Source organism: Xanthomonas fragariae (assembly GCF_017603965.1).
Classification (GTDB): Bacteria; Pseudomonadota; Gammaproteobacteria; order Xanthomonadales; family Xanthomonadaceae; genus Xanthomonas; species Xanthomonas fragariae_A.
In genome coordinates this window covers 1018417-1044031 of record NZ_CP071955.1, presented here as the reverse complement: position 1 = coordinate 1044031, position 25615 = coordinate 1018417, and the positions used below count along the sequence as shown (strand labels likewise).

The following is a 25615-nucleotide window of genomic DNA, read 5'->3' as shown; positions in this document are numbered from 1 at the left end:
TCAGCGGCCTTTTGCAGGTTCCTGCTGGATGCTGGCAGGAAAGAAAGAAAAGCGGGCAACGCACCGACGTCGCGCAATTGCGTCACACACGACGTCGGTGCGCATCAGCACGTCATTATTCCAGAAGCGCAGCAACTCAAAGCCTTCCCGGCGCAGGTAGACCGTGCGCGGCATCGAAGCAGACGTCCAGGTGCTGACTGCCATCGGACTCGACGACCAACACTGGCCTCAGGCAGGCGGAATCTGCGATGTAGGGCCCGATCGGGCATTGCCGCCGAAACTTGAAACCAACAGACGCCAATCGCGCAGGCGATACCAGAGCCGGAAATTTCTGGAGGCAGCGCCTCAACGCGCTCATGCACAACTGCTGCTGGTGTTGCCGTTGCTCGAACGCGACATCGCAACTCACGCGCACCATCTCTTCTCCCGCCTGCTCTTCTCCCGCCTGCGGAAGAAGCTGCCCGAAGGGCGGATGAGGGCAACGCGAGCCAAAAAAAGGCCGCCAGAAGGCGGCCTCTCCTACGCACACGCTTGCGCGCGATGCGTGCTTACTTCACCAGCGCAGCAATCGCGGCACCCAGATCGCCCGGCGAACGGACGGTCTTGACGCCAGCAGCCTCCATCGCAGCAAACTTGCCTTCGGCGGTGCCCTTGCCGCCCGATGCGATCGCACCGGCATGGCCCATGCGCTTGCCGGCCGGAGCCGAGGCGCCGGCAATGAAACCGACAACCGGCTTGTTCACGAACTGTTTGATGTACTCGGCACCGGCTTCCTCGGCGTCGCCGCCGATTTCGCCGACCATGATGATGCCTTCGGTCTGCGGGTCTTCGTTGAACAGCTTGAGGCAGTCGACGAAGTTCAGGCCGTTGATCGGGTCGCCACCGATACCAATGCACGTGGACTGGCCCAGGCCGACTTCGGTGGTCTGCTTGACCGCTTCATAAGTCAGCGTGCCCGAGCGCGACACGATGCCGATCTTGCCCGGCTTGTGGATGTGGCCCGGCATGATGCCGATCTTGCACTCGCCCGGGGTGATCACGCCGGGGCAGTTCGGCCCGATCAGCACGGTCTGCGGATGCGAACGGGTCAGCACGTTCTTGACGCGCAGCATGTCCAGCACCGGGATGCCCTCGGTGATGCACACGATGACCTTGATACCGGCCGCAGCCGCTTCCAGGATCGCATCGGCCGCATACGGCGGCGGCACGTAGATCACCGATGCATCGGCGCCGGTGCTCTGCACGGCATCGGCCACGGTGTTGAACACCGGCAGGTCGATATGCGTGGTGCCGCCCTTGCCCGGCGTCACGCCGCCGACGACCTGGGTGCCGTACTCGATCATCTGAGTGGCGTGGAAGGTGCCCTGCTGGCCGGTAAAGCCCTGCACGATCACCTTGGTGTTCTTGTTGATCAAAACGGACATTTCGTTGAGTCCTTCGTAATGTGTTGGGCCGGCTTCGGACGCATCGGAACCAGCGTGAGCCGATGTCCGCGCTGCGTTCCTCCAGGACCCCCGTCCCTCCGCTACGCGGAGTGCCTGCCCCCTTGACGCAAGGGAGCGACAGCGGCGGCCTGTCGGCGATCCGAGGCCGGGGGGAATCAGGCGGCGTTCTTGACAGCTTCGACGACCTTCTTGGCGCCGTCGTTGATGTTGTCGGCCGGGATGATGGCCATGCCGCTATCGCGCAGCAGCTGCTTGCCTTCTTCCACGTTGGTGCCTTCCAGGCGCACCACGACCGGAACCTTGACGCCCACTTCCTTGACTGCCGCGATGATGCCCTCGGCAATCATGTCGCAGCGGACAATGCCGCCGAAGATGTTGACGAAGATGCCTTCGACCTTGTCCGAAGACAGGATCAGTTTGAACGCTTCGATGACGCGCTGCTTGTTGGCACCGCCGCCTACGTCCAGGAAGTTCGCCGGCTCGCCGCCATTGAGCTTGATGACGTCCATGGTGGCCATGGCCAGGCCTGCGCCGTTGACCATGCAACCGATGTTGCCGTCCATGGTGACGTAGTTGATGTCCAACTCCGACGCGGTCACTTCGGTCTCGTCTTCCTGCGTCTTGTCGCGCATGGCGATCAGCTGCTTCTGACGGAATGCAGAGTTATCGTCGCTGTCGAACTTGCCGTCCAGCGCGTACAGGTTGCCGTCGTCCAGGATCGCCAGCGGGTTGATTTCAACCAGCGCCAGATCCTTTTCGTTGAACAGGCGATACAGGTTGACCATGATGCTGGCGAACTGGCCGGCCTGCTTGGCGTTGAGGCCGAGCTTGAAGCCGAAATCGCGGCCGTGGTAGCCCTGCACGCCTTCGACGAAATCGACATTGAGCGAATGGATCAGCTCCGGCGTCTCGGCGGCGACCTGCTCGATCTCCACACCACCCTCGGACGAGGCGATGTAGGTGATGGTCTTGGTGCCACGGTCGACCAGGATCGACAGGTACAGCTCCTTGACGATCTCACCGGCGGTGGTCACCAGCACCAGGTTGATCGGCAGCTCCACGCCGGCGGTCTGGTAGGTGGACATCTTGGTGCCGAGCATCTTGGCTGCTGCGGCCTTCACCTCGTCGGTGGTCTTGCAGAACTTGACGCCGCCAGCCTTACCGCGGCCGCCCGCGTGGATCTGCGCTTTCACCATCCAGGGGCCCTTGCCCAGGGAATTGGCGACTTCAACCGCTTCATCCGGGGTCGCTGCGACCTTGCCGGTCGGGACGGGGATGCCGTACTCGGCAAGCAGCTGTTTTGACTGGTATTCGTGGAAATTCATGCGTCACCGTGGGAAAAGGAAACGACCGCTACCTGCAACGCAGACCGCCTAGGCGGCGCGTCATGAGACGCGAACGGGCCGCCTATTGTGGCCGACCACGTCGTGCGGCGCAAAAGCCGACCGGATTGGCCCCCAGATCGCCGCGCATGCGCACCGCCGGACACTGCGCACGCGCGGCGGATGCGCGCCGTACCTGCCTATACTCGCGGCTTGTTCCAGCGGGGAATCGCGTTTGGCATCCAGCACATCGCTTATCGACCGGATCCAGTCCGCGCCGCAGCGCGAGCTGTATTTCTTTTCGCTGTACCGGCTGTTGGTGGCCGGCCTGATCGCCGCGTTGGTGTTCAGCCCGTTGTCCGATGCCATTCCCGACCCGCGTTATCCGCGCCTGGCCGCCGGGGTCGCGATCGGCTACCTATGCATGGCCGTGCCGCTGCTGTTCTGGGGCCGCAGCGAGCGTCGGCTGACCACCACCGTATTCTGTTCGGTGCTGGCCGACATCCTCGCCGCCACCCTGGCCACGCACGCCCTGCCCGGCGCCAGCGCCGGCATCGCGATGATGCTGCTGTTCAATGTCGCCGCTGCCTCGATCCTGCTGCGGCTGCGCTACGGCATGAGCATTGCGGTGCTCGCCAGCGCCGCCATCGTGCTCGAATACCTGTGGACCCTGCTTGAGGACGGCACCACCCGCCCACTGGCCGAGCTGGCGATGTTCGCCACCAGCTATGTGGCAGTGGCCTACATCTGCCAGCAGATCGCCTCGCGCGCGCGCAACAATCAGGTGCTGGCCGAACAACGCGGGGCGCAGGTCGCCAATCTGTACGAGATCAACGAGTTGATCATCCGCCGCCTGCGTACCGGCGTGCTGGTGGTCGATACGCACAACACCATCACCCTGGCCAACGAAGCGGCGCTGGCACTGCTCGGCGATGGCGACCAGCGCAACGCCCCGGCCGACCTGTCGCTGGCCGCTCTCACGCCGGAACTGGCGTTGCGCCTGCAACGCTGGCGCAGCGGCTGGCACCAGGAAGAAGCTCCGCTGCAACTCGGTTCCGACCGCCCGGAAGTGCAACCACGTTTCGTGCGCCTGCTGGCCGACAGCGACCTGGCGCTGGTATTTCTGGACGACGCCACCGTGGTCTCGCGCCGCGCCGAATCACTGACCCTGTCGGCGATGGGCCGCTTCTCGGCCAGCTTGGCGCACGAGATCCGCAACCCGCTGACCGCGATCAGTTACGCCTCGCAGCTGCTGGAAGAATCGCCGGACATCGGCGCTGCCGACCGCCGCCTGCTGCAGATCATCAACCAGCAATGCCAGCGCACCAACGGCATCGTCGAAAGCGTGCTCGGGCTGGCCCGCCGCGAGCGCGCGAGCCCGGAGAATCTGGATCTGGCCGCGTTCGTACGTCGCTTCGTGGTCGAATATCGGCAGACCATGTCGATGGAGACAGACATCCTGGAAGCCAGCATCCAGGGCAGCTCGGTGCATGCCTTGATCGACCCCAAGCATCTCCATCAGATCCTGACTACGCTGGTCCACAACGCGCTCAAATATGGCCGGGGCATGGACGAGCCGGCGCGGGTGAAGCTACGTGTCGAACATCGGGAGCGCATGGCGGTGATCGATGTGGTCGACCGCGGCCCCGGCATTCCGGAGGCGGTGGCCGCGCAACTGTTCCGCCCGTTCTACACCACCTCCGAGCATGGCACCGGACTGGGCCTGTATATCGCTCAGGAGCTGTGCCGCGCCAACCAGGCGCAACTGGATTACGTCTCGGTGCCGGGGGGCGGTGCGTGTTTCCGGATCGTGTTGCAACGACCGAATGGGTTGCTTGGGAAGAGCTAGCGCCAGTCGCTATCCCGTAGCCAACAACACGTGACGCCACAGGTCTTCTGCCCAGGGCGATGCCCCGTAGGCATGCACAGATCTGCACCTCGTTGACCCCAGCCGAGCGCAGTGCGATGCAACGCGGCGCGCTGTCCTCCTCACGCCTCGCAGCAAAGGCGTGCCGCCGACAAGTGCGTGACCTGCTACAGCACCGCCCTGTTGACGCGCTGGCGACCGAGTGAAGCGTTGCGCCCGAACCCGACCGACAATTGTCCACTGTCGTCACGCTGGGCTATCGTGCGCAACATGAGCGAACCCAAAAGTGCCCTGGTTGTCGATGACGAGCGTGATATCCGCGAGTTGCTTGTTCTCACTCTCGGCCGCATGGGCTTGCGTATCAGCACCGCCGCCAACCTGGCCGAAGCGCGCGAGCTGCTGGCCAACAATCCCTACGACCTGTGCCTGACCGACATGCGTCTGCCCGACGGCAACGGGATCGAACTGGTCACCGAGATCGCCAAGCGCTATCCGCAGACCCCGGTGGCGATGATCACCGCGTTCGGCAGCATGGATCTGGCAGTGGAAGCCCTGAAGGCCGGCGCGTTCGACTTCGTCAGCAAGCCGGTGGACATCAGCGTGCTGCGCGGCCTGGTCAAGCACGCGCTGGAATTGAACAACCGCGACCGCCCCGCCCCGCCACGGCCGGAACAGGCCAGCCGCCTGCTCGGCGACTCCAGCGCGATGGAAAGCCTGCGCGCCACCATCGGCAAGGTCGCCCGCAGCCAGGCACCGGTCTACATCGTCGGCGAATCGGGCGTGGGCAAGGAACTGGTCGCACGCACCATCCACGAACAAGGAGCACGCGCGGCCGGGCCGTTCGTCCCGGTCAACTGCGGCGCCATTCCCGCCGAACTGATGGAGAGCGAATTCTTCGGCCACAAGAAGGGCAGCTTCACCGGGGCGCATGCCGACACGCCGGGCCTGTTCCAGGCCGCGCATGGCGGCACACTGTTTCTGGACGAAGTGGCCGAGTTGCCGCTGCAGATGCAGGTCAAACTGCTGCGCGCGATCCAGGAAAAATCGGTGCGCCCGGTCGGCGCATCCAGCGAAATGCTGGTGGACGTGCGCATCCTCTCGGCCACGCACAAGGATCTCGGCGACCTGGTTTCCGACGGCCGTTTTCGTCACGACCTGTACTACCGCATCAACGTCATCGAACTGCGGGTTCCACCGCTGCGCGAACGCGGTGGCGACCTCCCGCAACTGGCCGCCGCCATCATCGCGCGCCTGGCGCATGGCCATGGCCGCCCGATTCCGCTACTGACCCAATCCGCACTCGATGCGCTCGACCACTACGGCTTCCCCGGCAACGTCCGCGAGCTGGAAAACATCCTCGAACGCGCCCTGGCCCTGGCCGAAGCCGACCAGATCAATGCCAGCGACCTGCGCCTGCCCGCCCACGGCGGCCATCGTCTCGCCGCCCCCCCTGGCAGCGCCGCTGTCGAACCGCGCGAAGCCGTCGTCGACATCGACCCCGCCGCCTCTGCGCTACCGTCCTACATCGAGCAACTGGAACGCGCCGCGATCAAGAAAGCCCTGGAAGAAAATCGCTGGAACAAGACCAAGACCGCCGCGCAACTGGGCATTACGTTCCGCGCGCTGCGCTACAAGCTCAAGAAGTTGGGGATGGAGTGAGGTTGGGGCACAACAAATCTCGCCCTAGCCCGTCCGGGTATAATTGGGACAGCCACGTGTTCAGAGAAGTCGTCATGAAAAAGTCCAGGCTTGAGACCGTTGTCGAGCACTATCGCGCCACCCGCAGGGACAACTTTGCCGCCAGTCAACGATTGGAAGGCATTAAAACCACCGCAACAGCCGCAAACAGTCAAGCTCCGTTGCCCAGCAAAGAAACACTGCGTAAGAAATACATGGCCTCCTCGCGCCAAGGATGAAAGGCAAGTACGCGGTCTCTGCCGACCCCACGTGTTATCCCGGCACTGCCGTCCTAAAAAACAAGCTCAACATTGTTGACCCTGATACTTTGGAAGTGGCGGAAGCGGACTTCGCCGCAACTGCAGTGGAATCCATAGAGATTGGCGCACCGCCTTTCGATCTCGATTACCTGCGTAACCTGCATCGCCAACTGTTCGACGAAGTCTACGATTGGGCTGGGTGCCTCAGAACCGTGGATATCGCCAAAGGCGCCACGCGATTCTGCATCGCTAGCCGCATAGAGCCCGAAGCAAATCAATTGTTCAACCAGTTGAACTCCACCGATCTAGCCGCTCTGCCGCGCTCGGCACAGATGCGCCTGATCGCGGAGCTCTACGGCGAGCTCAATATGATTCACCCGTTCCGCGAAGGCAACGGCCGCACACAGCGGCTTTTCTTCGAACACTGGTTACTGCTCAACGGGCTGGCAGTCTCCTGGAAGCGCGTCTACGCCGAACCATGGATCGCAGCCTGCATCGCAGCCGTTTCATGTGACTACAGGCCGCTAACCCACCTGTTCGATACGTGCGTCGGTGAGATCGAAGAGCTCTAATGAGACCGAAGAACTCTTGGTCGATCACACTGACAACTGAGGCGACTCAATCCTTCGTCACCCGATTGATCTCGGCCAGGCTGGTCACCCCATGCGCCGCCTTGATCAGCGCCGATTGCCGCAGATCTTTGATGCCGATACTCTGCGCCGCCTCGGCGATCTGCATTGCATTGCCGCCTTCCAGCACGATCGCGCCGATCTCTTCGGTCATCGGCATCACCTGGTAAATACCGGTACGGCCCTTATAGCCTGCGGTGCACTCGTCGCAGCCCACCGCCTCATATAGTTCGATACCTGCAGCCACCTGCTCTGCGGTGAATCCTTCCGCAAGCAATGCGTGCTCGGGCAACGTCGACTTGCGCTTGCAGTTGTTGCACAACCGCCGCGCCAGACGCTGTGCAATGACCAACGTCACCGATGAGGTAATGTTGTACGGCGCAATGCCCATGTTCATCAGACGCGCAATGGTCTGCGGCGCATCGTTGGTGTGCAACGTCGACAACACCATGTGGCCGGTCTGCGCCGCCTTGATCGCAATCTCGGCCGTTTCCAGGTCGCGGATTTCGCCGACCATGATGATGTCCGGATCCTGGCGCAGAAACGACCGCAACGCCGCCGCAAACGTCATGCCCCGCTTGACGTTCTGCTGCACCTGGTTCACGCCCGGCAAGCGGATTTCCACCGGATCCTCGGCCGTGGAGATATTGCGCGTCTCATCGTTGAGGATGCCCAGCGCCGTATACAACGACACCGTCTTGCCCGAACCGGTCGGCCCGGTCACCAGCACCATGCCGTACGGCTTGTGGATCGCATCCAGGAACAGCTTCTGCTGATCCGCCTCATAGCCCAACTTCTCGATGCCCAGCTTGGCCGCGCTAGCGTCCAAAATACGCAGCACCACCTTCTCGCCGAACAAGGTCGGCAAGGTGCTGACACGGAAGTCGATCTGCTTGGTCTTGGACAGATTGAGCTTGATGCGCCCGTCCTGCGGCACCCGTTTCTCGGCGATGTCCAGCTGCGACATCACCTTCAAGCGCGCCGCGATGCGCTGGCTCAGTTTCACCGGCGCCTTGGCCACGTTCTTCAGCAGCCCATCGATCCGCAACCGCACCCGGTAATCGTCTTCATACGGCTCGAAATGGATGTCGGAGGCCCCCCGCCGGATCGCATCCACCAGCATCTTGTTGACGAACTTCACCACCGGCGTGTCGTCGCCCTTGGCATCGACCCCGGAATCCCCGCCGGCGCCCATGTCCTCGTCCCCGGCCGACACGTCCAGGTCCCCCATCCCCTCATCGTCGTCACCGAGCGACGAGCCAAGCGCCGCATTGCTGGCCTGCCACTGCTCCAGGGTGCGACGGATCTGGTCCTCGTCGACCAAGATCGGCTCCACCACCAGATTGGTGTGGAACTTGATGTCGTCCAGCGCCCGGGTCTGGGTCGGGTTGCTCACCCCCACGAATAACCGATTGCCGCGCTTGAACAGCGGCAGCACCTGGTACTTCTGGAGCAACTCCTCACTGACCAGCTTGACCGCATTCTGGCTAGCGTCGAACACCGACACGTCCATCAGCGGCATGCCGAACTCGACTGCGTTGGCAGCAGCCAGTTGTGAAGCCGAAACCAACTTTTTCTCTGAAAACCATTGTGGCAGAGGAATCTTAGCTGCCGCAGCCTGGTCCATTGCAACCCGCGCCACCGTTTCTTCCAAGGCGCCGTCCTGAACTAGGCGTCTGGCTATGCCGGTAATGCCGACCAAATTAGCAGAAGTGACCGCGCTCATAAGCTTCTCACAGATTTTTGATATCAGCCTTAGCTTACGCTAGTCGGTCAAATCCTCTGAAACCGGTAGCCCACTATTTCGTCTGTCAGTCAGTGGATACAGCGATGCAGCCATGCTCAACAACCAGCAGGGCGATATTTTTGGTCAAAAGCAGAGGCGTCACAGGCCCATAGACCAGCAGCAGAACGCTTCAACTTTAAATCACGTCCTGAAACCAGGGAAGACCCTTGAAGAGTACAACTAATTTCACCAACCCCGGAGGAATCCAGAGTCGCACTGACGCTGGAACACCTGGTAGATGCTGTCAAACCCACGTAACTTTTATCAACGAGCGATGGATCCCTGCCATCCTGCACCACCGTTTCAAGCGTTGTTTTCGCTGGCCTTATTTCGGCCAATGCAGCGGTAAGCTGCGCTTTTGCCACGGAACTTTGATAAGCCGGAAATGCTATAGCAGCTAATATGGCAATAATCGCTATGACAATCATCAACTCTATTAGAGAAAAGCCTTTCTGCCCAGACATATTGCCCCCTCCAATTTCTTAGATATAGAAAGGCCCCGCCTGTAGCGGGGCCTTTCTGGCGGCGCCGGTATCCGTTAGACGCCCGGGCAGCCTGCCGGCGCATGCTTGGCGGCAGCAGTGGTCGCGCAGGTCCAAGTACCATCCGTACGACGCGTCAGAGTGACAGTTTTGTCCTTCACCTGAGTATTACCCTTCAAGGTGCAAACAATCGTACCTGTCGCGCTCAGCGTCGTGATTTCGGTGATGGCACAGCGTTCAGTCGGCGAGCGCAGGCCCAAATCACCAATACCGGTGATAGCAGTCTTGCCTTCGTTCAAGGCAACTTCGTACTGCGTCTTGCCAGGATTGATTTCAGCCAGGCCAGCTGTCACCTGCGACTTGGCCACATAGTCCTGGTACATCGGCAGCGCGATGGCGGCCAGGATGGCGATGATCGCAATAACGATCATCAGTTCGATCAGCGTAAAACCGTTCTGCTTCTTCATGGGTATCCCCTACGAGTTGTTGAAAATAGTGTTTGCCCGCGGGCCACTACATATTTTGCGCCGCACGGCAACCTCGGCGTGCAGGGATGACCAAGCAGGATGCATGCCAAGTTTGCTGCCCCTGCCTTAAAGTGTCTCCTGAGGCAGATGATGCAGGATCTTTGTCTGGAAAAACGGGCGAATTTATGGAATTGCGACCAACTACCAAGCAGGTCTCGCCATGTCACTAGGTGACGCGGAAGGTCAGTCTGCTACGAAGCCCTACATAGCACGAGCCAGAGTGCGGGATGGCATGGGTGTCAAGCGACACAGAAACGACTACCATCTCGCTTGTATCCGCCTGGGGATGGCCGGATGGGGATTTGATATGGCAGCAGTGCGTAGTGCAGTCAAGAGCAAGCCGACCTCACAGGTCGAACAGATGAGCACGTTTGTCTGGGAGGGAACCGACAAGCGTGGCGTGAAGATGAAGGGTGAACAGACTTCCAAGAACCAAAACTTGCTACGTGCGGAGCTACGACGCCAGGGGATCACGCCGACAGTAGTGAAAGCGAAACCCAAGCCTTTATTTGGCGCTGCTGGAAAGAAGATTACAGCGAAGGATATTTCATTCTTCAGCCGGCAAATGGCAACCATGATGAAATCGGGCGTGCCTATCGTCGGCGCACTTGAAATCATTGGCAGTGGCCAGAAAAATCCGCGTATGCGGAATATGGTCGGCCAGATCCGCACTGACATCGAGGGAGGCTCGTCGCTACACGAGGCGGTAAGCAAGCATCCCGTTCAGTTCGACGAGTTGTACAGGAATTTGGTCAAGGCAGGCGAAGGCGCCGGCGTCCTTGAAACAGTGCTCGACACAATTGCAAGCTACAAAGAAAACATCGAAGCGTTGAAAGGCAAAATCAAGAAGGCGCTGTTCTACCCGGCGATGGTAGTCGCTGTGGCGCTACTGGTCAGTGCGATCTTGTTGATCTTTGTCGTGCCGCAATTCGAAGATGTCTTCAAGGGCTTCGGCGCGGAACTTCCGGCATTTACACAGATGATCGTCAACATGTCGCGTTTCATGGTGTCGTGGTGGTGGTTGATCCTGTTCGTTGCCATCGGTGCCGTCGTGGGCTTCATCTTTGCCTACAAACGCTCACCTGCAATGCAGCACGGCATGGATCGCCTGATCCTCAAAGTGCCGATCATTGGGCAGGTCATGCACAACAGCTCTATCGCGCGTTTTGCCCGCACCACGGCCGTGACATTTAAAGCAGGCGTACCTTTAGTTGAGGCACTCGGCATCGTGGCTGGCGCTACAGGCAACTCTGTCTATGAGAAAGCGGTACTTCGCATGCGCGAAGACGTATCTGTGGGATATCCCGTCAACGTGGCGATGAAGCAGGTCAACCTGTTCCCGCACATGGTGGTGCAGATGACCGCCATCGGCGAAGAGGCTGGTGCGTTAGACGCGATGCTGTTCAAGGTGGCAGAGTACTTCGAGCAGGAAGTCAACAATGCGGTCGACGCACTGAGCAGCCTGATCGAACCCCTGATCATGGTGTTCATTGGTACCATCGTCGGTGGCATGGTCATCGGCATGTACCTGCCCATCTTCAAGCTCGCCTCGGTGGTTGGATAAGGACGTAATGGCATTTCTCGACCAGCATCCCGGTCTCGGCTTTCCCGCCGCGGCCGGACTGGGACTGCTGATCGGCAGCTTCCTCAATGTGGTGATCCTGCGCTTGCCCAAGCGCATGGAGTGGCAGTGGCGGCGCGATGCGCGCGAGATCCTGGAGCTGCCGGACATCTACGAGCCGCCGCCTCCGGGGATCGTGGTGGAGCCCTCGCACGATCCGATCACCGGCGACAAGCTCAAGTGGTGGGAAAACATCCCGGTCTTCAGTTGGCTGATGTTGCGCGGCAAGTCGCGCTACAGCGGCAAACCGATCTCCCTCCAGTACCCGCTGGTGGAGTTGCTCACCTCCATCCTCTGCGTGGCCAGCGTCTGGCGCTTCGGCTTCGGTTGGCAGGGCTTCGGCGCTATCGTGCTGAGTTGCTTCCTGGTGGCGATGTCCGGTATCGACCTGCGCCACAAGCTGCTGCCGGACCAACTGACCTTGCCGCTGATGTGGCTGGGCCTGGTCGGCTCGATGGACAACCTCTATATGCCTGCCAAGCCCGCCCTGCTCGGCGCGGCGGTCGGCTATGTCTCGCTGTGGACGGTGTGGTGGCTATTCAAGCAGCTTACCGGCAAGGAAGGCATGGGCCACGGCGACTTCAAGCTACTGGCCGCGCTCGGCGCCTGGTGCGGGTTGAAAGGCATCCTGCCGATCATCCTGATCTCCTCGCTGGTCGGCGCCATCCTCGGCTCGATCTGGCTGGTGGCCAAAGGCCGCGACCGCGCCACCCCTATCCCTTTTGGTCCCTACTTGGCCATCGCTGGCTGGGTGGTGTTCTTCTGGGGCAACGACCTGATCAACGGCTACCTGCACTTCGCAGGCTTGCGTTGACTGGGGCACGGCAATGAGCGACTTCATCGTCGGCCTCACCGGCGGCATCGCCTCCGGCAAGAGCGCACTTGCCGCTGAATTCGAAAAGCTGGGCGTGCCGGTGATCGATGCCGATGTCGTTGCACGGCAAGTGGTCGCACCCGGCCCCATCCTTGACACCATCGCCGAACACTTCGGCCGCGAGATTCTGTTGCCGGATGGAACATTGAACCGCCAAGCGCTCCGGCAGATTGTCTTCAGCGATCAGATGCAACGGCGAACTCTCGAAGCAATTACTCATCCTGCTATCCGCGCCGAGCTACAACGTGCGGCAGTGACCGCCGAAGGCCCGTACGCCATCGTGGCGATCCCACTCCTCGCCGAAGCTGGCGGACGGGCCACTTACCCTTGGCTCGACCGCACCCTTGTCGTCGATGTACCGGTTGCACTGCAACGCGCTCGCTTGATGCGGCGCGACGGCAGCACACAAGCACTTGCTGATCGGATGATTGCCGCTCAGGCCTCGCGCGAACAGCGCTTGTCCATTGCAGATGATGTCGTAAGCAACTGTGATCAGCCAGGGCTACTGGCAGTGGAAGCACGAAGATTAAATATGCAGTTTCGAACGGCAGCGATAGGAAGTAAATCTTCCACCCTGGAATCCTGACACAGAATCATGCAGCATGAATATAAATATATTCAAATTCAAACCAATACCCCCCCGCGTTAAACAACCTCAAAGCTAAGCAAAACCCACAGTGTCACACTAGACAGATAGCAATATATCATTACAAGGATTGAACTATGAAAAATCTACAAGGGGTCATCACACACTTTTTTAGAATCAAGAAGTCCATCTCAACCCATCACTTACGATCAGTGGTTGTCGCGATTTTCTTGATCGCCACATCCGTATTTTCTACAAATGCCTCTGCCGCCTGCACCCAAGAGGTTTATTCATTATTTCCCGAATCTAACACTCACTACGTTTATGAGGGACACTGCGCAACATACGGCGAGGCATTTGCGACGTGCGCCGCATTGGCTAACAAGCATGGCTATACATCCGATTACTGCGGGCAGAGTGGCGGAAATACTCCGACTGAAGGTCGACTTGGCGGAGGTTGGTTTTGGGAGCAAAACACAATCAAGGCTATTCCATTCCATTTTTCGAACCTGACATTTGGCGGCGCTGAGCCTCCACCAAAACGAAAATCACTTGGGGCGCCAGGATGCCCAGAGCAATGCCTAGGCGACCCTATCAATGCTATTACTGGCAATAAGTTTGAGACAATACAAGAAATAAAATCATCCCCGAGTGGCTTCCTTGACCTCTCCTGGACTTATAACTCTCATTATAATCCTGGCTATGCCGGAGCGCGCTCTTCTATATTCGGTGAAAAAAGAACATTTACCTACGGGCGGTCTCTAATTTGGCCACAGACTGTCGGCAAGCCTATCGCATATCTATCCAGACCTGATGGTCAGGCAATTCAGTTCACCCAGGTGGAAGGAATGTGGATTCCAGATACTGGGCGTTCCGAGATTCTTGAGAAGCTACCCAACTCCTCGGACTGGATTGTTAGGCTTACCAATGGAGAGAAAGAGGAATACTCATCGCTAGGGGAACTTAAGAGGATTTCAAACGCGTCCGGCCGTTTTGCAATACTAAATTATTCTGTATCTGGCCTTCTCGAAAATGTACGAGACGACCAAGGACGGACGTTATCCTTTCATTACAACAACGACAACTTAGTAGACCACATCATTGCTTCTGATGGAGAAAAAATAGTCTTTAACTATGACTCCAAGCTATTGCGATCCGTAACCTATCCAGATGGATTTCAAAAAATTTACCTCTACAATGAAGAAGGCTATGTCAGTCCATACACAAGCTCCGGATCGCTGACTGGGGTTATAGATGAATCAGGAAATCGGCTTTCATCTACTTGGTATGATGCAAACGACAAAGCTTATAAGACTGGACTGGCAAACGGTGCCGACACCTTTAGCATTAGCTTTTCAACCATGGGCGGCAGTCTTCAGTCGATTGCAAATAAGCCTACAGGCGGCTGGCGAGAGTCGCTAATGAAGTTCGAGAATGGAAACTTGATTGAATCTTCATTTAGTGACGGATGTGATGGGTGCACCCCAAAGTCCGTTATTTATAAATACACAAATGGACTACTCGCAAGCATTGTGCGTAACGGAACTCTGACACAATACGAGTATGATGATGAAAATAACGAAAAAACTAGATTAGAAGCCCCCGCATCAAAATTTGAACGTCGCAATGAAACGGACTGGGATAAATCAAATAAGACGCCTATTTCCTTGCGAGCCTACAGCCATTCCGGCATTTTATTGAAAAAATCAATTTACACTTACAACTCTAGGCGTCAAGTTACCTCTCTATCCGAACAGGCAAGTGGTCTTTCAGACAGGTCGATTGCGTACGAATACTGCAACCTGGCAGGAAATTCCTGTCCTTTGCTAGGGCTACCTAGCTCTAAAGATGGACCGCAGCACGGGACCACTGACCGAACAAGCTACGAGTATTATCCTGCCGACGACGCAACATGCACAAATGTGGCAGGATCTTGCCTTTATAGAAAAGGAGACTTAAAACAGGTAATTGTGCCTTCCGGCCAGGCAACTAATTATTTAAGCTACGACGGCGCCGGCCGCCCGCTGTCCATCAAAGACCCTAACGGCATCGTCACCGACTACACCTACCACCCGCGCGGTTGGCTCACCGCTACCAAGGTGCGCGGCGCCGATGCCTCCAGCGAAGCCGACGACCGCATCACCCGCATCGACTACTGGCCCACCGGCTTGGTCAAGCAGGTCACCCAGCCCGATGGCGCGTTCACCGCCTTTACCTACGATGCGGCGCATCGCCTGACCGGCATCGCAGACAACGCGGGCAACACCGTCCATTACACGCTGGACAATGCCGGCAATCGCATCAAGGAAGACACCACCGATGCATCTGGCGCGCTGAAGCGCACGCTCTCGCGTGTCTACAACCAACTTGGCCAACTCAAAACTCAAGCCAGTGCGGTGGGCGACCCCACCGATTTCGGGCATGACGCCAATGGCAACACCACCGCGGTGACCGATGCGCTGGGCACCGCCACGCAGAGCGAGTACGACCCGCTTAATCGCCTCTCACGCACGCTGCAGGACGTTGCCGGCATCAAGGCCGACACCAAATTCGACTACGACGCGCTGGACAACCTCACCAAGGTCACCGACCCCAAGGGCCTGGACACCAAATACGCCTACAACGGCTTCGGCGATCTGACCAAGCTCACCAGCCCGGACACCGGCGTCACCCGCTACGCTTACGACAGCGCCGGCAACCGCGCCTCCCAGACCGATGCACGCGGCAACACCACGACCTACAGCTACGACGCCCTCAATCGCCTGACCAAGGTCATCTACCCCACCACCAGCCTCAACGTCGCCTACACCTACGACGTAACGCAGACGGCGTGTACCAGCGGCGAGACCTTCTCCATCGGCCGCCTGACCAACATGCAGGACGGCACCGCCATCACCCAATACTGCTACAACCGCTTCGGCGATCTGGTGCGTAAGGTGCAGACCAGCAACGGCAAAGCGCTGGTGCTGCGCTACGACTACACCGTCGGCGGCCAACTACGGCGCATGACCTACCCCGATGGCGCAGTGGTGGATTATGTGCGCAACGCGCAAGGCCAGACCACCGAGGTGGGCGTGACCCCGGTCGGCGGCAGCCGTCAGGTATTACTGAGCAAAGCCAGCTATTACCCGTTCGGCCCGGCAGCTGGCTGGACTTACGGCAACGGCCGCACGCTCACTCGCCGGTACGATCTGGATTATCGCCCGCAAGCGATCCAGGACACCCGCCCAGGCGGGCTGGGAGTCGGCTTCGGTTTCGACCCGGCTGGCAACCTCAGCGCACTCACGCCAGCCGGCAACACGACGCCGGAGATAGGTTTGAGCTACGACGCCTTGGGCCGCCTGACCGCCCTCAAAGACGGCGGCAGCGGCACCCTGATCGACGGCTACAGCTACGACGCCACCGGCAACCGCCGCAGCGCCAAGGTCGGCGCGACTACGCAGCTCTACACCTATCCAACCGACAGCCACCGCCTCAGCGCAGTGGCCGGCGTGGCACGCACCTACGACACAACCGGCAACACCACCGCCATCGGCGGCGCTGCCCGCCAATACACCTACGACACCAGCGGCCGCATGACCCAGGCCCGCCGCGCCGGCGTGGCGAGCATGAACTACCGCTACAACGGCAAAGGCGAACAGGTGCAGCGCTTCCTCGGCACCAGCAACACCTACACGCTCTTTGACGAAGCCGGCCACTGGCTAGGCGACTACGACAGCAATGCAGCACCCAAGCAACAAGCGATCTGGCTGGATGACCTACCGGTCGGCCTGCTGGCCAACGCGAACAAGCTGCATTACATCGAACCGGATCACCTGGGCAGCCCACGCGTGGTGATCGACCCAACCCGCGATGTGGCGGTATGGACGTGGAGCTTGAAGGGCGAAGCATTCGGCAATACCGCGCCGAATCAGGATCCGGATGGCGATGGCGCGGCGTTGGTGTTGGATATGCGCTTCCCGGGGCAACGGTACGATGCCGCGAGCGGACTGAATCAGAACTACTTCCGGGACTATGACCCTGCTACCGGGCGGTATGGGCAGAGTGATCCGATTGGATTAGAAGGCGGAATTAGCACTTATGGTTATGCATTAGGCAATCCGCTTTCGCTTATTGACCCTCTAGGATTGGCAACTAATCCAGCGTGCGCTGCTGGCTGGATTGCAGCATGTTCTGTTGTCGGCGGTGGAGTGGGATACTGGGGTGGTGGTATTTTAGGGGGTGTGGCCGGCTCCGAAGTTCCAATAGTAGGAAATGTAGCTGGATTTGTGGCGGGGTCACAATTAGGTGGAATGGGAGGAGCCTCCGCAGGCGGGATACTGGGTGGATTAACAGCTGGCATAGCTTGTCCAGATGAAAAGCCATGTCCTCCCTGCAAAACAGTAAATGGCCTCACTGTACCCGTTGGAACGATTGGATATAGGCATGATTTGGTTCCACCATCGAAGCCTCACCACCCTTATCCAGGCGATCATTACAATCTCTACCGTGCAAATCAAAACCCTAACAATTGCCAGTGCTTCTGGGTCAATATTGGAGCCAGCGATGCCTCTAACGGCTTACCGCCTCCCCCTGGCTCCATCCCCATAGCTGATTTTTTGAATTAGGTGATGCCATGAATTATGAAAGTGGCGAGAGTATTCTTCTAGGTGATATTGTTTCACTTGGATCTGATCTGCGTGGAACTGTAGTGGCAATCATCGACCAGGCAGATTATGCGGAGGGATACAGTGAGCGTGACTGGTCATATCTTGGCAAAGGAGTATTGGTGCTTACAGAGGATGCTGGTTTAATTCACGAGCAATCCAACTTAAATTTAGTACTCATTCGAAGAGGAGGCATTGTGGAGCTATGACCCTCATCAGTGCGTGCGCAACGCGCAAGGCCAGACCACCGAGGTGGGCGTGACCCCGGTCGGCGGCAGCCGTCAGGTATTACTGGGCAAAGCCAGCTATTACCCGTTCGGCCCGGCAGCTGGCTGGACTTACGGCAACGGTCGCACGCTCACTCGCCGGTACGATCTGGATGATCGCCCGCAAGCGATCCAGGACACCCGCCCAGGCGGGCTGGGAGTCGGCTTCGGTTTCGACCCGGCTGGCAACCTCAGCGCACTCACGCCAGCCGGCAACACGACGCCGGAGATAGGTTTGAGCTACGACGCCCTGGGCCGCCTGACCACCCTCAAAGACGGCGGCACCGGCACCCTGATCGACGGCTACAGCTACGACGCCACCGGCAACCGCCGCAGCGCCAAGGTCGGCGCGACTACGCAGGCCTACGCCTACCCGGCCGACAGCCATCGCCTCAGCGCGGTCGCCGGCGTGGCACGCAGCTACGACACAACCGGCAACACCACCGCCATCGGCGGCGCCGCCCGCCAGTACACCTACGACGCCAGCGGCCGCATGACCCAGGCCCGCCGCGCCGGCGTGGCGAGCATGAACTACCGCTACAACGGCAAAGGCGAACAGGTGCAGCGCTCCCTCGGCACCAGCAACACCTACACGCTCTTTGACGAAGCCGGCCACTGGCTAGGCGACTACGACAGCAATGCAGCACCCAAGCAACAAGCGATCTGGCTGGATGACCTACCGGTCGGCCTGCTGGCCAACGCAAACAAGCTGCATTACATCGAACCGGATCACCTGGGCAGCCCACGCGTCGTGATCGACCCGACCCGCGATGTGGCGGTGTGGACGTGGAGCCTGAAGGGCGAAGCATTCGGCAATACCGCGCCGAATCAGGATCCGGATGGAGATGGCGCGGCGTTGGTGTTGGATATGCGTTTTCCGGGGCAGCGGTACGATGCGGCGAGTGGGCTGAATCAGAACTACTTCCGGGACTATGATCCTGCTACCGGGCGGTATGGGCAGAGTGATCCGATTGGTCTTGATGGCGGCATCAATCCCTACTCTTACGCGGATGGGTCGCCTACGGTGGGAAATGACCCACTCGGATTGAAGACATTCATGTGCACGAAACCACTGCATGCACTTGGCGGTAAAGGTAAGCGATCTGGATTGGATATTCCTGGCAATCCTCTGTATCACCAATACTTGTGCATTAAAGATGGCAAAAATGGATATACATGTGGCGGGCAAGATCAACGCGGTCAAAATTGGTACGACCCGATAAATGGCCCAGGCAAACCAAGTAATGACAAATACGACGCGAAAACGTGTGAGCAAAAAGAGCCCGACAACACCTGCATTGAGCAATGCTTGCTCAAGAAATTTGCAGGCCCGCGTCCACGCTATGGAATTCCGTTCGGCGTTGACTGCCAAGAGTGGTCAGACGATTCGCTTAGTGCCTGTCAGACAAAATGCAAGATGAAGTGAGGTCAGTTGATTATGCTTACCAAGTTTCTGAAGATTGTTTGGATTCTATCTTCCGTGGCAGTGCTCGTCATCACATTGACTCGCTATACGCCCGGTGCTGCAACGGATATTGGCATCTTTTTAACGTATGGAATGATGCTACTTTCCTTTCCGGTCAGCCTTGTTGTTGCAGGACTATTTGCATCGCTAGCGTTGCTACAAGAGCAGCTGGGGGTGCCACTTCTTGATCTTATTGGATCGAATTATGTGGGATTCTCCGTGCTATGGCTCACGTTCTGCATAGCAGGCTATCTGCAATGGTTCGTATTATTTCCGTGGCTGTGGCACAAATGGAAGACAAAGTGAGCGACTGGCAATACCATCTCTGTCACGGGTCCTGGTGCGCACAGTTGACATCCTAGACAGCCAGTAGCAACCTCTACCCCAAGGAGCGTAGAAACTCCGTGCATAGCGGTACCCACCTCCGTCAAACCGGTGGGTTTTTTGTGCCTGCCTGCAGGTGCAAGCCGACGCGATGCCTGCGTCGGGAGGGCGGCTAATACAACACTCCTTCGGGAGGAATACGCCCGCCGACTATGCACGGTTTCTAACCTCCCGACATCCCGTCGCCGGCCGGCGGCGGCGGCTGTTCTTCAAAGGAGGCGTTGTCATGGCAAATGTATCGATAGTGCAGGTCGGCGGGCGTCGTCGCTCCATGGTGCTGGCGGAGGTGAGGCGATGAACCGGGCGCAGTCTTCAAGCGCCAAGCGATCCAAATCAAATGCCAAGCCCGCCGCTACCGCGAAGCGGGCGGCCACGCCGGTGAAGGGCGCGCAGCCCATGCGGCTGGTGCCGTCGCCCACGTTCGACGTGGGCAACCTCGACTTCGACCGTCGCCCCAAGCCTCGCATGGACGATCTGCCGCCGCGGCCACCCCGCAAGGCGCGCACCCCCACGCGCTGCACGGTGGGCTACGCGTTCTACGATGCAGAACCGGGCCGGCCGCACAGCCAGCGCATTCCCAGCGTGCGCTTGCGCGGGCTGTGGCTGGAGCAGTTGGGGTTTGCGGTTGGCTGCAAGTTGCAGATCACTGGCGCGCGAGGGCGAATTGGTGGTGACGGTGGAGCGCGCACCCTCGCAATGAACGAGTGACACATCATCGTAATGACATCGACATTACGGAGGCGCTACACTGCGCCGACTAGCAGGAGCCAACGCCATGTCCACACCCAACACTACGCCCGGCAAGCGCGAAACCTTGAATCTGCGCATCAAGCCGGAGGAGCGCAGTCTGATCGACCGGGCCGCCAAGGCGCGCGGGAAGAACCGCACCGATTTCATGCTGGACGCAGCGCGCTCGGCGGCCGAGGAAGCCTTGCTGGACCAGACCCTCATCGCGGCCAGCCCGGACGCCTACGCCGCCTTCTTGGCACGGCTGGACATGCCGCCGCAGCCGAACGCGCGCCTGCGCAAGACGATGCAGACGCCCGCTCCTTGGGAGAAGGCATGACGGTATCGGCGCCGGAACCGCTGACAGCGCATCACCGGGTCGAACCGTTCGCATCGGGCTTGGAGAGCCTGGATCACTGGCTCAAGCGCCGCGCCCTGAAAAATCAGGCGACCGGTGCGTCACGGACCGTCGTTGCCTGCGCGGATGACCGCGTGGTGGCCTATTACGCCCTGGCGTCGAGTGCGGTCGCCGTGGACGCGACGCCCGGCCGCTTCCGTCGCAACATGCCAGACCCGATCCCCGTGGTGGTGCTTGGCAGGCTTGCTGTTGACCAATCCCTGCATGGCAGAGGTTTTGGCCGCGCCCTGGTGCAGGATGCTGGCAAGCGCATCCTGCATGCGGCCGACACCATCGGCATTCGCGGGCTGCTCGTGCATGCGCTCTCGGCGGACGCCAAGGCGTTTTACGAGCGCATCGGCTTTGAGCCCTCCCCGCTGGATCCCATGGTGCTGGTCGTCACGCTGGAAGACCTGAAAGCCAGTCTGTGATCTGGTCGAGGGACGCGGTAGAAGGTGGGAGACAGTCGCGGAAGGTGGTGCGCTTCATGATTCCAGAACTGCCACCAATCGCCGGGTGAAGTATTGCCGGTAAAGCCCTCGCGCACGAGTGCGCTCCTACAAAAGCGCGCGTGGTTGGTTAGCGATGGAATGCCAGTGTTGCGATGACGCCGCGCTCCTGGCCTGGTCGCACGCTGACGCGCCAGCCGTACAGATCACAGAGCCGGCTGACGATCGACAGGCCGATGCCGCCGCCTTGCGAGTGGCCGGCGTGGGTGCCGCGGTAACCGCGCTGGAACAGTTTGGCGGCGTCCTCTTCGCTCAGGCCCGGGCCGGAGTCGATCACCTCTACTGCATCGCTGAGCACACGCACGCGCACCTGGCCGTCCTGGGTGTATTTGACGGCGTTGCCGATCAGGTTGCCGAGTGCGACCGATAGCGCGGATTCCGGTGCGTCGATGATCAGGTCGCGTTCGCCTTCCAGCAGAAGTTCCAGCGGTTTGCCGCCGAGTTGTGCGCGGTGCGCGTCGATCAGTTGTTCGGCCACCTTGGCGACGTTGCTGCTGCCTTGCACGCGCTCATTGCGCGAGAGCAGCAGCAGCGAACCGATGAGGTCGCTGCACTGCAGTTCGGCGCGCTGGATGCGCTGCAGGCGTTGCAGCATCTTTTCGTCGAGATTGGGCTTGCTGAGCAGCAGTTCGGTGGCGCCGCGGATGACCGCCAGCGGGGTGCGCAGTTCGTGGCTGACGTCGGCGTTGAATTCGCGGTCGCGCTGCACGACCTCGGTGAGGCGGGCCGAATAATCGTCCAGCGCTTCGGCGAGCTGGCCCACTTCGTCGTCGGGGAAATACGCGGCTAGCGGTTTGGGCTCGCTGGTGCCACCGCGATAGGCGCGCAGGCGTGCGGCCAGGTCCGACACCGGGCGCATGACCTTGGACGCCGACCACCGACCGATCAGCAGTGAAAAAAAACCAAACAGCAGCACAGAAATGTACAACCAAGTTCTTAGCCGATCCTGAGCAACACTGGCTCGCGTCGTATCGTACGCAAGGAAGAACCAAGCACTTGGCGTTTTTCGCACTGCAACCTTGTACACCAGCGGTTTATTGAATTCATCTGTCCCACTGTAGCCCTGGATACCTTCCTGCATCTTTCCCCAGCCCGGAAAATCTCGCGCAAGCCGCGCCATCGCCTCCGGATCGTTTGGATTAACCGCACGCGCATACATCTCTTCGACTTGGAGCGTGGGCTTCGCATTCGGATTCGCCGCATACGACCGCGCCATCACTTCGATGTTGCGATTCATCACGTCCTCGATCATCTTGGTTTCGATGTATCGATTAGCCCAGACTGTCGCAAGCGCAAACAGAATCACCAGCCCAGTACCGAACAACAAGAACGACAGTATGATGCGGGTGCGTAGACGCCGCCTGCTACGGGCTTTGATTATTCGCCCCACTAATTCGGACCTCATGGCATGACCTGCATAGGAATGCCGATACTGCAGATAATCACGCGAATCAGCAAGTCACACTCCGCAAAAAATAGCGGCCCATTGGGCCGCTATCGCAAATCGTTACCATCGAAATGGGTTAGAACAAGAAGGAACTGAATGGCAGCCAGTGTCGAAAGACCATGTACCAAGCCACCCTGAATCGTAACTAGTTGAGGTGCAAACGGTGCATGCCGATTTGGCGACAGATGCAGAACTAGCTCCAAGCGTCAGCCCAGCCAAAATGACAACCGCAAATAACTTCCTCATCATTTACTCTCCCGTCGTCCAGACACGCTTGTCAGCTATCCACCATCTCTCGATACAAAATATTTGCATCCATTCATTTAAAATACACCATCCAATAGAGAAGGCGGCGATCCTCAGGAACCATGTCGACCATGTGACCCGAACAACACGCGTTTCCGGAGGGACGACAGTCAGGCATCGGGAGAGGCGATGCGGTAGCCGATGCCGTGACGGGTCTGGATCATCGGTACGTCGAACGGCTTATCCACCACCGCGCGCAGACCGTGGATGTGCACACGTAGCGAGTCCGAATCCGGCAGTTCTTCTCCCCACACGCGGGTTTCCAGTTCCTGGCGGGTGACCACGGCCGGCGAGGCTTCCATCAGCGCCTGCAGGATCTTCAACGCGGTTGGGTTGAGCTGCAGCAGCTTGCCGCGGCGGCGCACTTCCAGCGTGTCCAGGTTGTATTCCAGATCGCCGGTTTCCAGCACCCGCGTGTGCACGCCCTTGCCGCGACGCGACAGCGCGTTGAGCCGCACTTCCACTTCCTGCAATGCGAACGGCTTGATCAGGTAGTCGTCGGCGCCGGAGTCGAAACCGGCCAGCTTGTTGTCCAGCGAGTCGCGCGCGGTCAGCATCAGTACTGGTGTCTGCTTGCGCGCTTCGTTGCGCAGCTTGCGACACACCTCGATGCCGTCCATGCCGGGCAGGTTGAGATCGAGCACGATGGCGTCGAACTCGTGCACCACGGCCAGATGCAGACCGGTCACGCCGTCGGCGGCGAAATCCACGGTGTGGCCGCGGTCTTCCAGATAGTCGCCCAGATTGGCGGCGATATCGCTGTTGTCTTCGATGACTAGAATTCGCACTGGAACCTCATTTGTTAAGCTGTTTTTAGCGCTGGCGCCGAGAAATGTCGTCTTGCCTCACAGTGGTCTGACGGCGGCGCTGGGCGGCCGTCAGGCACTGCTTCGTACTCATCTGCGAACCAAAAGCACGCTTGCGCAGGCAATCAGCCGGCTATCTTCGCCTGCCTCGGTCAAAATTCTGGTGACGGGCTCCTGATCGTTGCGGACGGCTGCGCGCTGGTCAGGCTACAGTGCACTGATGTCCTGCTGCGCCTCCAACACCGCTCCACTCCGAAGCGAGCGCCGCCGCCACCTTAGCGTGCTCTTGCTGACTGCTCTCGGAGCACTTCTCGCACTTGTTCAAATCGGCCCGCATCTGCTCTGCCTGCGGCTGGAACGGTTTGCCGACCTGGGTCAGCGCCGCCGAGGCATGGCTGGCTGTAAGACTCGCCGCGAACAGGAGCAACCCCGCGCTCACTTGCCTTGCCATGCTGACGCCTCCTTGTGCCTGACTGTTAACATTTGGCGAATGTAGACGCGAACCTCGAGGGCGGCAAGCCGTCCATAAAAAGGCCCAAGTGCGACACCGCACCTGGGCCAAAAGTTCATCCCGATCACCGTCACTGCCGAGAGCGGAGCTACGGTCGGAAGAGGCTAGCGAGGCAAGGATTAGAGTTTCGTTAATTTTTCGATAAAAACAGTAGCGGCCCGATCAACGGACCGACTGCTCCAAGTGCTCGATGATGGCCGCGGCCACATCCACGCCGCAGACGCCCTCCACACCTTCCAGCCCGGGAGTTGAATTGACCTCCAGCACCAGCGGGCCGCGTTTGGAGCGGATCAGGTCGACACCGGCCACGGCCAGACCCAAGGCACGCGCCGAACGCACGGCGACCTCTTGTTCCTGCGCGCTGGCTTCGGCCACTGCTGCGGTGCCGCCCAAGTGCAGGTTGGAGCGGAAGTCGCCTTCTGCGGCCTGGCGGCGCATCGCAGCAACCACCCGGTCGCCGACCACCAAGCAGCGCAGGTCCGCGCCCGCAGCTTCGCCGATAAACTCCTGGACGATGAAGTTGGCGTGGAGCCCGCGCAGTGCTTCGACTACCCCGCGCGAGGCGCTGGCCTTCTCGGTCAGGATCACGCCAGCCCCCTGCGCGCCTTCATTCAACTTCACCACATGCGGCGGCGGGCCGAGCATCGACAACAAATCCTGGGTGTCGTCAGGGTTGTCGCCGAACACCGTCACCGGCATGTCGATGCCCTGGGCGGCCAGCAACTGATGCGCACGCAATTTATCGCGTGAACGCAAGATGGCATCGGACGGGTTCGGCGTGTAGGTGCCCATGAATTCGAGCTGGCGCAGCACCGCGGTAGCGTAACGCGTAACCGAAGTGCCGATGCGCGGGATCACCGCATCGAAGCCGGTGATGGGCTTGCCCTTGTAGTGCAGGCTGAAGCCGTCGGCGGCGATGCGCATGTAGCAGCGCAGCGGGTCGAGAGTGCGCACGGTATGACCACGCTTGCGCCCGGCTTCGATGAGCCGGCGGGTCGAATACAGTTTGCTGTTGCGGGAAAGAATGGCGATTTTCATCGCTTCAGGTACACGGCGCGGCTTGGACATGGACGGAG

At 59.6% G+C, this 25615-nt stretch carries 20 protein-coding genes and 4 pseudogenes; 14 read left to right on the top strand and 10 right to left on the bottom strand.

Annotated features, from left to right (window positions below):
- From J5I97_RS04850 to sucC, 3 genes and pseudogenes are all read right to left on the bottom strand, one after another.
- Nucleotides 1-309 (bottom strand): annotated as a pseudogene (locus J5I97_RS04850) (DUF559 domain-containing protein).
- Between the two features lie 239 nt (nt 310-548).
- Nucleotides 549-1424: a succinate--CoA ligase subunit alpha gene (gene sucD / locus J5I97_RS04845; RefSeq protein ID WP_208589561.1), complete on the bottom strand. Its 876-nt coding sequence runs from the start codon at nt 1422-1424 to the stop codon at nt 549-551.
- 176 nt (nt 1425-1600) lie between these two features.
- Nucleotides 1601-2770: an ADP-forming succinate--CoA ligase subunit beta gene (sucC, locus tag J5I97_RS04840; protein WP_208589559.1), complete on the bottom strand. Its 1170-nt coding sequence runs from the start codon at nt 2768-2770 to the stop codon at nt 1601-1603.
- Nucleotides 2771-3002: 232 nt separating this feature from the next.
- On the opposite strand from sucC, the gene J5I97_RS04835 reads away from it, so the two are divergent.
- From J5I97_RS04835 to J5I97_RS04820, 4 genes are all read left to right on the top strand, one after another.
- Nucleotides 3003-4616: a sensor histidine kinase gene (locus J5I97_RS04835; protein WP_208589557.1), complete on the top strand. Its 1614-nt coding sequence runs from the start codon at nt 3003-3005 to the stop codon at nt 4614-4616.
- 288 nt (nt 4617-4904) lie between these two features.
- Nucleotides 4905-6293, top strand: coding sequence for a sigma-54-dependent transcriptional regulator (locus J5I97_RS04830; protein ID WP_238135643.1), 1389 nt, complete (start codon nt 4905-4907; stop codon nt 6291-6293).
- 74 nt (nt 6294-6367) lie between these two features.
- Nucleotides 6368-6550: a YhfG family protein gene (locus J5I97_RS04825; RefSeq protein WP_208589555.1), complete on the top strand. Its 183-nt coding sequence runs from the start codon at nt 6368-6370 to the stop codon at nt 6548-6550.
- A complete protein-coding gene (locus J5I97_RS04820) occupies nt 6547-7143 on the top strand; it encodes a Fic/DOC family protein (RefSeq protein WP_208589553.1) in 597 nt (198 codons plus the stop codon). The genes J5I97_RS04825 and J5I97_RS04820 overlap by 4 nt, the downstream gene beginning before the upstream one ends.
- A 46-nt stretch (nt 7144-7189) precedes the next feature.
- Here J5I97_RS04820 and pilB read toward each other — a convergent pair whose 3' ends face one another.
- The 3 genes from pilB to J5I97_RS04805 form a co-directional block, all read right to left on the bottom strand.
- A complete protein-coding gene (gene pilB / locus J5I97_RS04815; RefSeq protein WP_208589545.1) occupies nt 7190-8926 on the bottom strand; it encodes a type IV-A pilus assembly ATPase PilB in 1737 nt (578 codons plus the stop codon).
- 116 nt (nt 8927-9042) lie between these two features.
- A complete protein-coding gene (locus J5I97_RS04810) occupies nt 9043-9450 on the bottom strand; it encodes a pilin (RefSeq protein WP_208589544.1) in 408 nt (135 codons plus the stop codon).
- Between the two features lie 74 nt (nt 9451-9524).
- The gene (locus tag J5I97_RS04805) at nt 9525-9935 is read right to left on the bottom strand and encodes a pilin (RefSeq protein ID WP_208589542.1); all 411 of its coding nucleotides are present in this window, start codon (nt 9933-9935) and stop codon (nt 9525-9527) included.
- A gap of 367 nt (nt 9936-10302) precedes the next feature.
- Between J5I97_RS04805 and J5I97_RS04800 the strand changes: the two genes are divergently transcribed.
- The 10 genes and pseudogenes from J5I97_RS04800 to J5I97_RS04755 all read left to right on the top strand — a co-directional run bounded on the left by J5I97_RS04800 (nt 10303) and on the right by J5I97_RS04755 (nt 21391).
- Nucleotides 10303-11559, top strand: coding sequence for a type II secretion system F family protein (locus tag J5I97_RS04800; protein ID WP_208591561.1), 1257 nt, complete (start codon nt 10303-10305; stop codon nt 11557-11559).
- A 7-nt stretch (nt 11560-11566) separates the two neighbouring features.
- Nucleotides 11567-12430, top strand: coding sequence for a prepilin peptidase (locus tag J5I97_RS04795; protein ID WP_208589534.1), 864 nt, complete (start codon nt 11567-11569; stop codon nt 12428-12430).
- A gap of 13 nt (nt 12431-12443) precedes the next feature.
- On the top strand, nt 12444-13076 hold the full coding sequence (coaE, locus tag J5I97_RS04790) for a dephospho-CoA kinase (RefSeq protein ID WP_208589532.1): 633 nt from the start codon (nt 12444-12446) through the stop codon (nt 13074-13076).
- 137 nt (nt 13077-13213) lie between these two features.
- Nucleotides 13214-17683, top strand: coding sequence for an RHS repeat-associated core domain-containing protein (locus tag J5I97_RS19795; protein WP_238135642.1), 4470 nt, complete (start codon nt 13214-13216; stop codon nt 17681-17683).
- 8 nt (nt 17684-17691) lie between these two features.
- Nucleotides 17692-17931 (top strand): hypothetical protein, encoded by a 240-nt coding sequence (locus J5I97_RS04780; protein ID WP_208589530.1) that lies wholly within the window; start codon nt 17692-17694, stop codon nt 17929-17931.
- A 13-nt stretch (nt 17932-17944) separates the two neighbouring features.
- Nucleotides 17945-19036 (top strand): annotated as a pseudogene (locus J5I97_RS04775) (RHS repeat-associated core domain-containing protein); the annotation flags it as partial.
- Nucleotides 19037-19426: 390 nt separating this feature from the next.
- The gene (locus J5I97_RS04770) at nt 19427-19759 is read left to right on the top strand and encodes a hypothetical protein (protein WP_208589528.1); all 333 of its coding nucleotides are present in this window, start codon (nt 19427-19429) and stop codon (nt 19757-19759) included.
- A gap of 372 nt (nt 19760-20131) precedes the next feature.
- A pseudogene (locus tag J5I97_RS04765) lies at nt 20132-20537 on the top strand (SymE family type I addiction module toxin).
- A 75-nt stretch (nt 20538-20612) separates the two neighbouring features.
- Nucleotides 20613-20903, top strand: coding sequence for a DUF1778 domain-containing protein (locus J5I97_RS04760; RefSeq protein ID WP_014508712.1), 291 nt, complete (start codon nt 20613-20615; stop codon nt 20901-20903).
- Complete coding sequence (locus J5I97_RS04755; protein ID WP_208589526.1) at nt 20900-21391, top strand: GNAT family N-acetyltransferase; 492 nt, start codon at nt 20900-20902, stop codon at nt 21389-21391. The genes J5I97_RS04760 and J5I97_RS04755 overlap by 4 nt, the downstream gene beginning before the upstream one ends.
- A gap of 148 nt (nt 21392-21539) precedes the next feature.
- Here J5I97_RS04755 and J5I97_RS04750 read toward each other — a convergent pair whose 3' ends face one another.
- The 4 genes and pseudogenes from J5I97_RS04750 to rimK form a co-directional block, all read right to left on the bottom strand.
- Nucleotides 21540-22874: a sensor histidine kinase gene (locus tag J5I97_RS04750; RefSeq protein WP_208589524.1), complete on the bottom strand. Its 1335-nt coding sequence runs from the start codon at nt 22872-22874 to the stop codon at nt 21540-21542.
- A gap of 458 nt (nt 22875-23332) precedes the next feature.
- Nucleotides 23333-24010 (bottom strand): response regulator transcription factor, encoded by a 678-nt coding sequence (locus tag J5I97_RS04745; RefSeq protein WP_003490678.1) that lies wholly within the window; start codon nt 24008-24010, stop codon nt 23333-23335.
- Nucleotides 24011-24035: 25 nt separating this feature from the next.
- Nucleotides 24036-24501 (bottom strand): annotated as a pseudogene (locus tag J5I97_RS19790) (hypothetical protein); the annotation flags it as partial.
- Between the two features lie 200 nt (nt 24502-24701).
- Nucleotides 24702-25607: a 30S ribosomal protein S6--L-glutamate ligase gene (gene rimK, locus J5I97_RS04740; protein ID WP_208589518.1), complete on the bottom strand. Its 906-nt coding sequence runs from the start codon at nt 25605-25607 to the stop codon at nt 24702-24704.
- Between the last annotated feature and the right edge of the window lie 8 nt (nt 25608-25615).

Bases quoted from the DNA above. Each gene is read 5' to 3' on its own strand.
- sucD (WP_208589561.1), bottom strand. From the start codon at position 1,424: ATGTCCGTTTTGATCAACAAGAACACCAAGGTGATCGTGCAGGGCTTT.
- sucC (WP_208589559.1), bottom strand. From the start codon at position 2,770: ATGAATTTCCACGAATACCAGTCAAAACAGCTGCTTGCCGAGTACGGC.
- J5I97_RS04830 (WP_238135643.1), top strand. From the start codon at position 4,905: ATGAGCGAACCCAAAAGTGCCCTGGTTGTCGATGACGAGCGTGATATC.
- J5I97_RS04825 (WP_208589555.1), top strand. From the start codon at position 6,368: ATGAAAAAGTCCAGGCTTGAGACCGTTGTCGAGCACTATCGCGCCACC.
- J5I97_RS04820 (WP_208589553.1), top strand. From the start codon at position 6,547: ATGAAAGGCAAGTACGCGGTCTCTGCCGACCCCACGTGTTATCCCGGC.
- pilB (WP_208589545.1), bottom strand. From the start codon at position 8,926: ATGAGCGCGGTCACTTCTGCTAATTTGGTCGGCATTACCGGCATAGCC.
- J5I97_RS04810 (WP_208589544.1), bottom strand. From the start codon at position 9,450: ATGTCTGGGCAGAAAGGCTTTTCTCTAATAGAGTTGATGATTGTCATA.
- J5I97_RS04805 (WP_208589542.1), bottom strand. From the start codon at position 9,935: ATGAAGAAGCAGAACGGTTTTACGCTGATCGAACTGATGATCGTTATT.
- J5I97_RS04800 (WP_208591561.1), top strand. From the start codon at position 10,303: ATGGCAGCAGTGCGTAGTGCAGTCAAGAGCAAGCCGACCTCACAGGTC.
- J5I97_RS04795 (WP_208589534.1), top strand. From the start codon at position 11,567: ATGGCATTTCTCGACCAGCATCCCGGTCTCGGCTTTCCCGCCGCGGCC.
- coaE (WP_208589532.1), top strand. From the start codon at position 12,444: ATGAGCGACTTCATCGTCGGCCTCACCGGCGGCATCGCCTCCGGCAAG.
- J5I97_RS19795 (WP_238135642.1), top strand. From the start codon at position 13,214: ATGAAAAATCTACAAGGGGTCATCACACACTTTTTTAGAATCAAGAAG.
- J5I97_RS04780 (WP_208589530.1), top strand. From the start codon at position 17,692: ATGAATTATGAAAGTGGCGAGAGTATTCTTCTAGGTGATATTGTTTCA.
- J5I97_RS04770 (WP_208589528.1), top strand. From the start codon at position 19,427: ATGCTTACCAAGTTTCTGAAGATTGTTTGGATTCTATCTTCCGTGGCA.
- J5I97_RS04760 (WP_014508712.1), top strand. From the start codon at position 20,613: ATGTCCACACCCAACACTACGCCCGGCAAGCGCGAAACCTTGAATCTG.
- J5I97_RS04755 (WP_208589526.1), top strand. From the start codon at position 20,900: ATGACGGTATCGGCGCCGGAACCGCTGACAGCGCATCACCGGGTCGAA.
- J5I97_RS04750 (WP_208589524.1), bottom strand. From the start codon at position 22,874: ATGAGGTCCGAATTAGTGGGGCGAATAATCAAAGCCCGTAGCAGGCGG.
- rimK (WP_208589518.1), bottom strand. From the start codon at position 25,607: ATGTCCAAGCCGCGCCGTGTACCTGAAGCGATGAAAATCGCCATTCTT.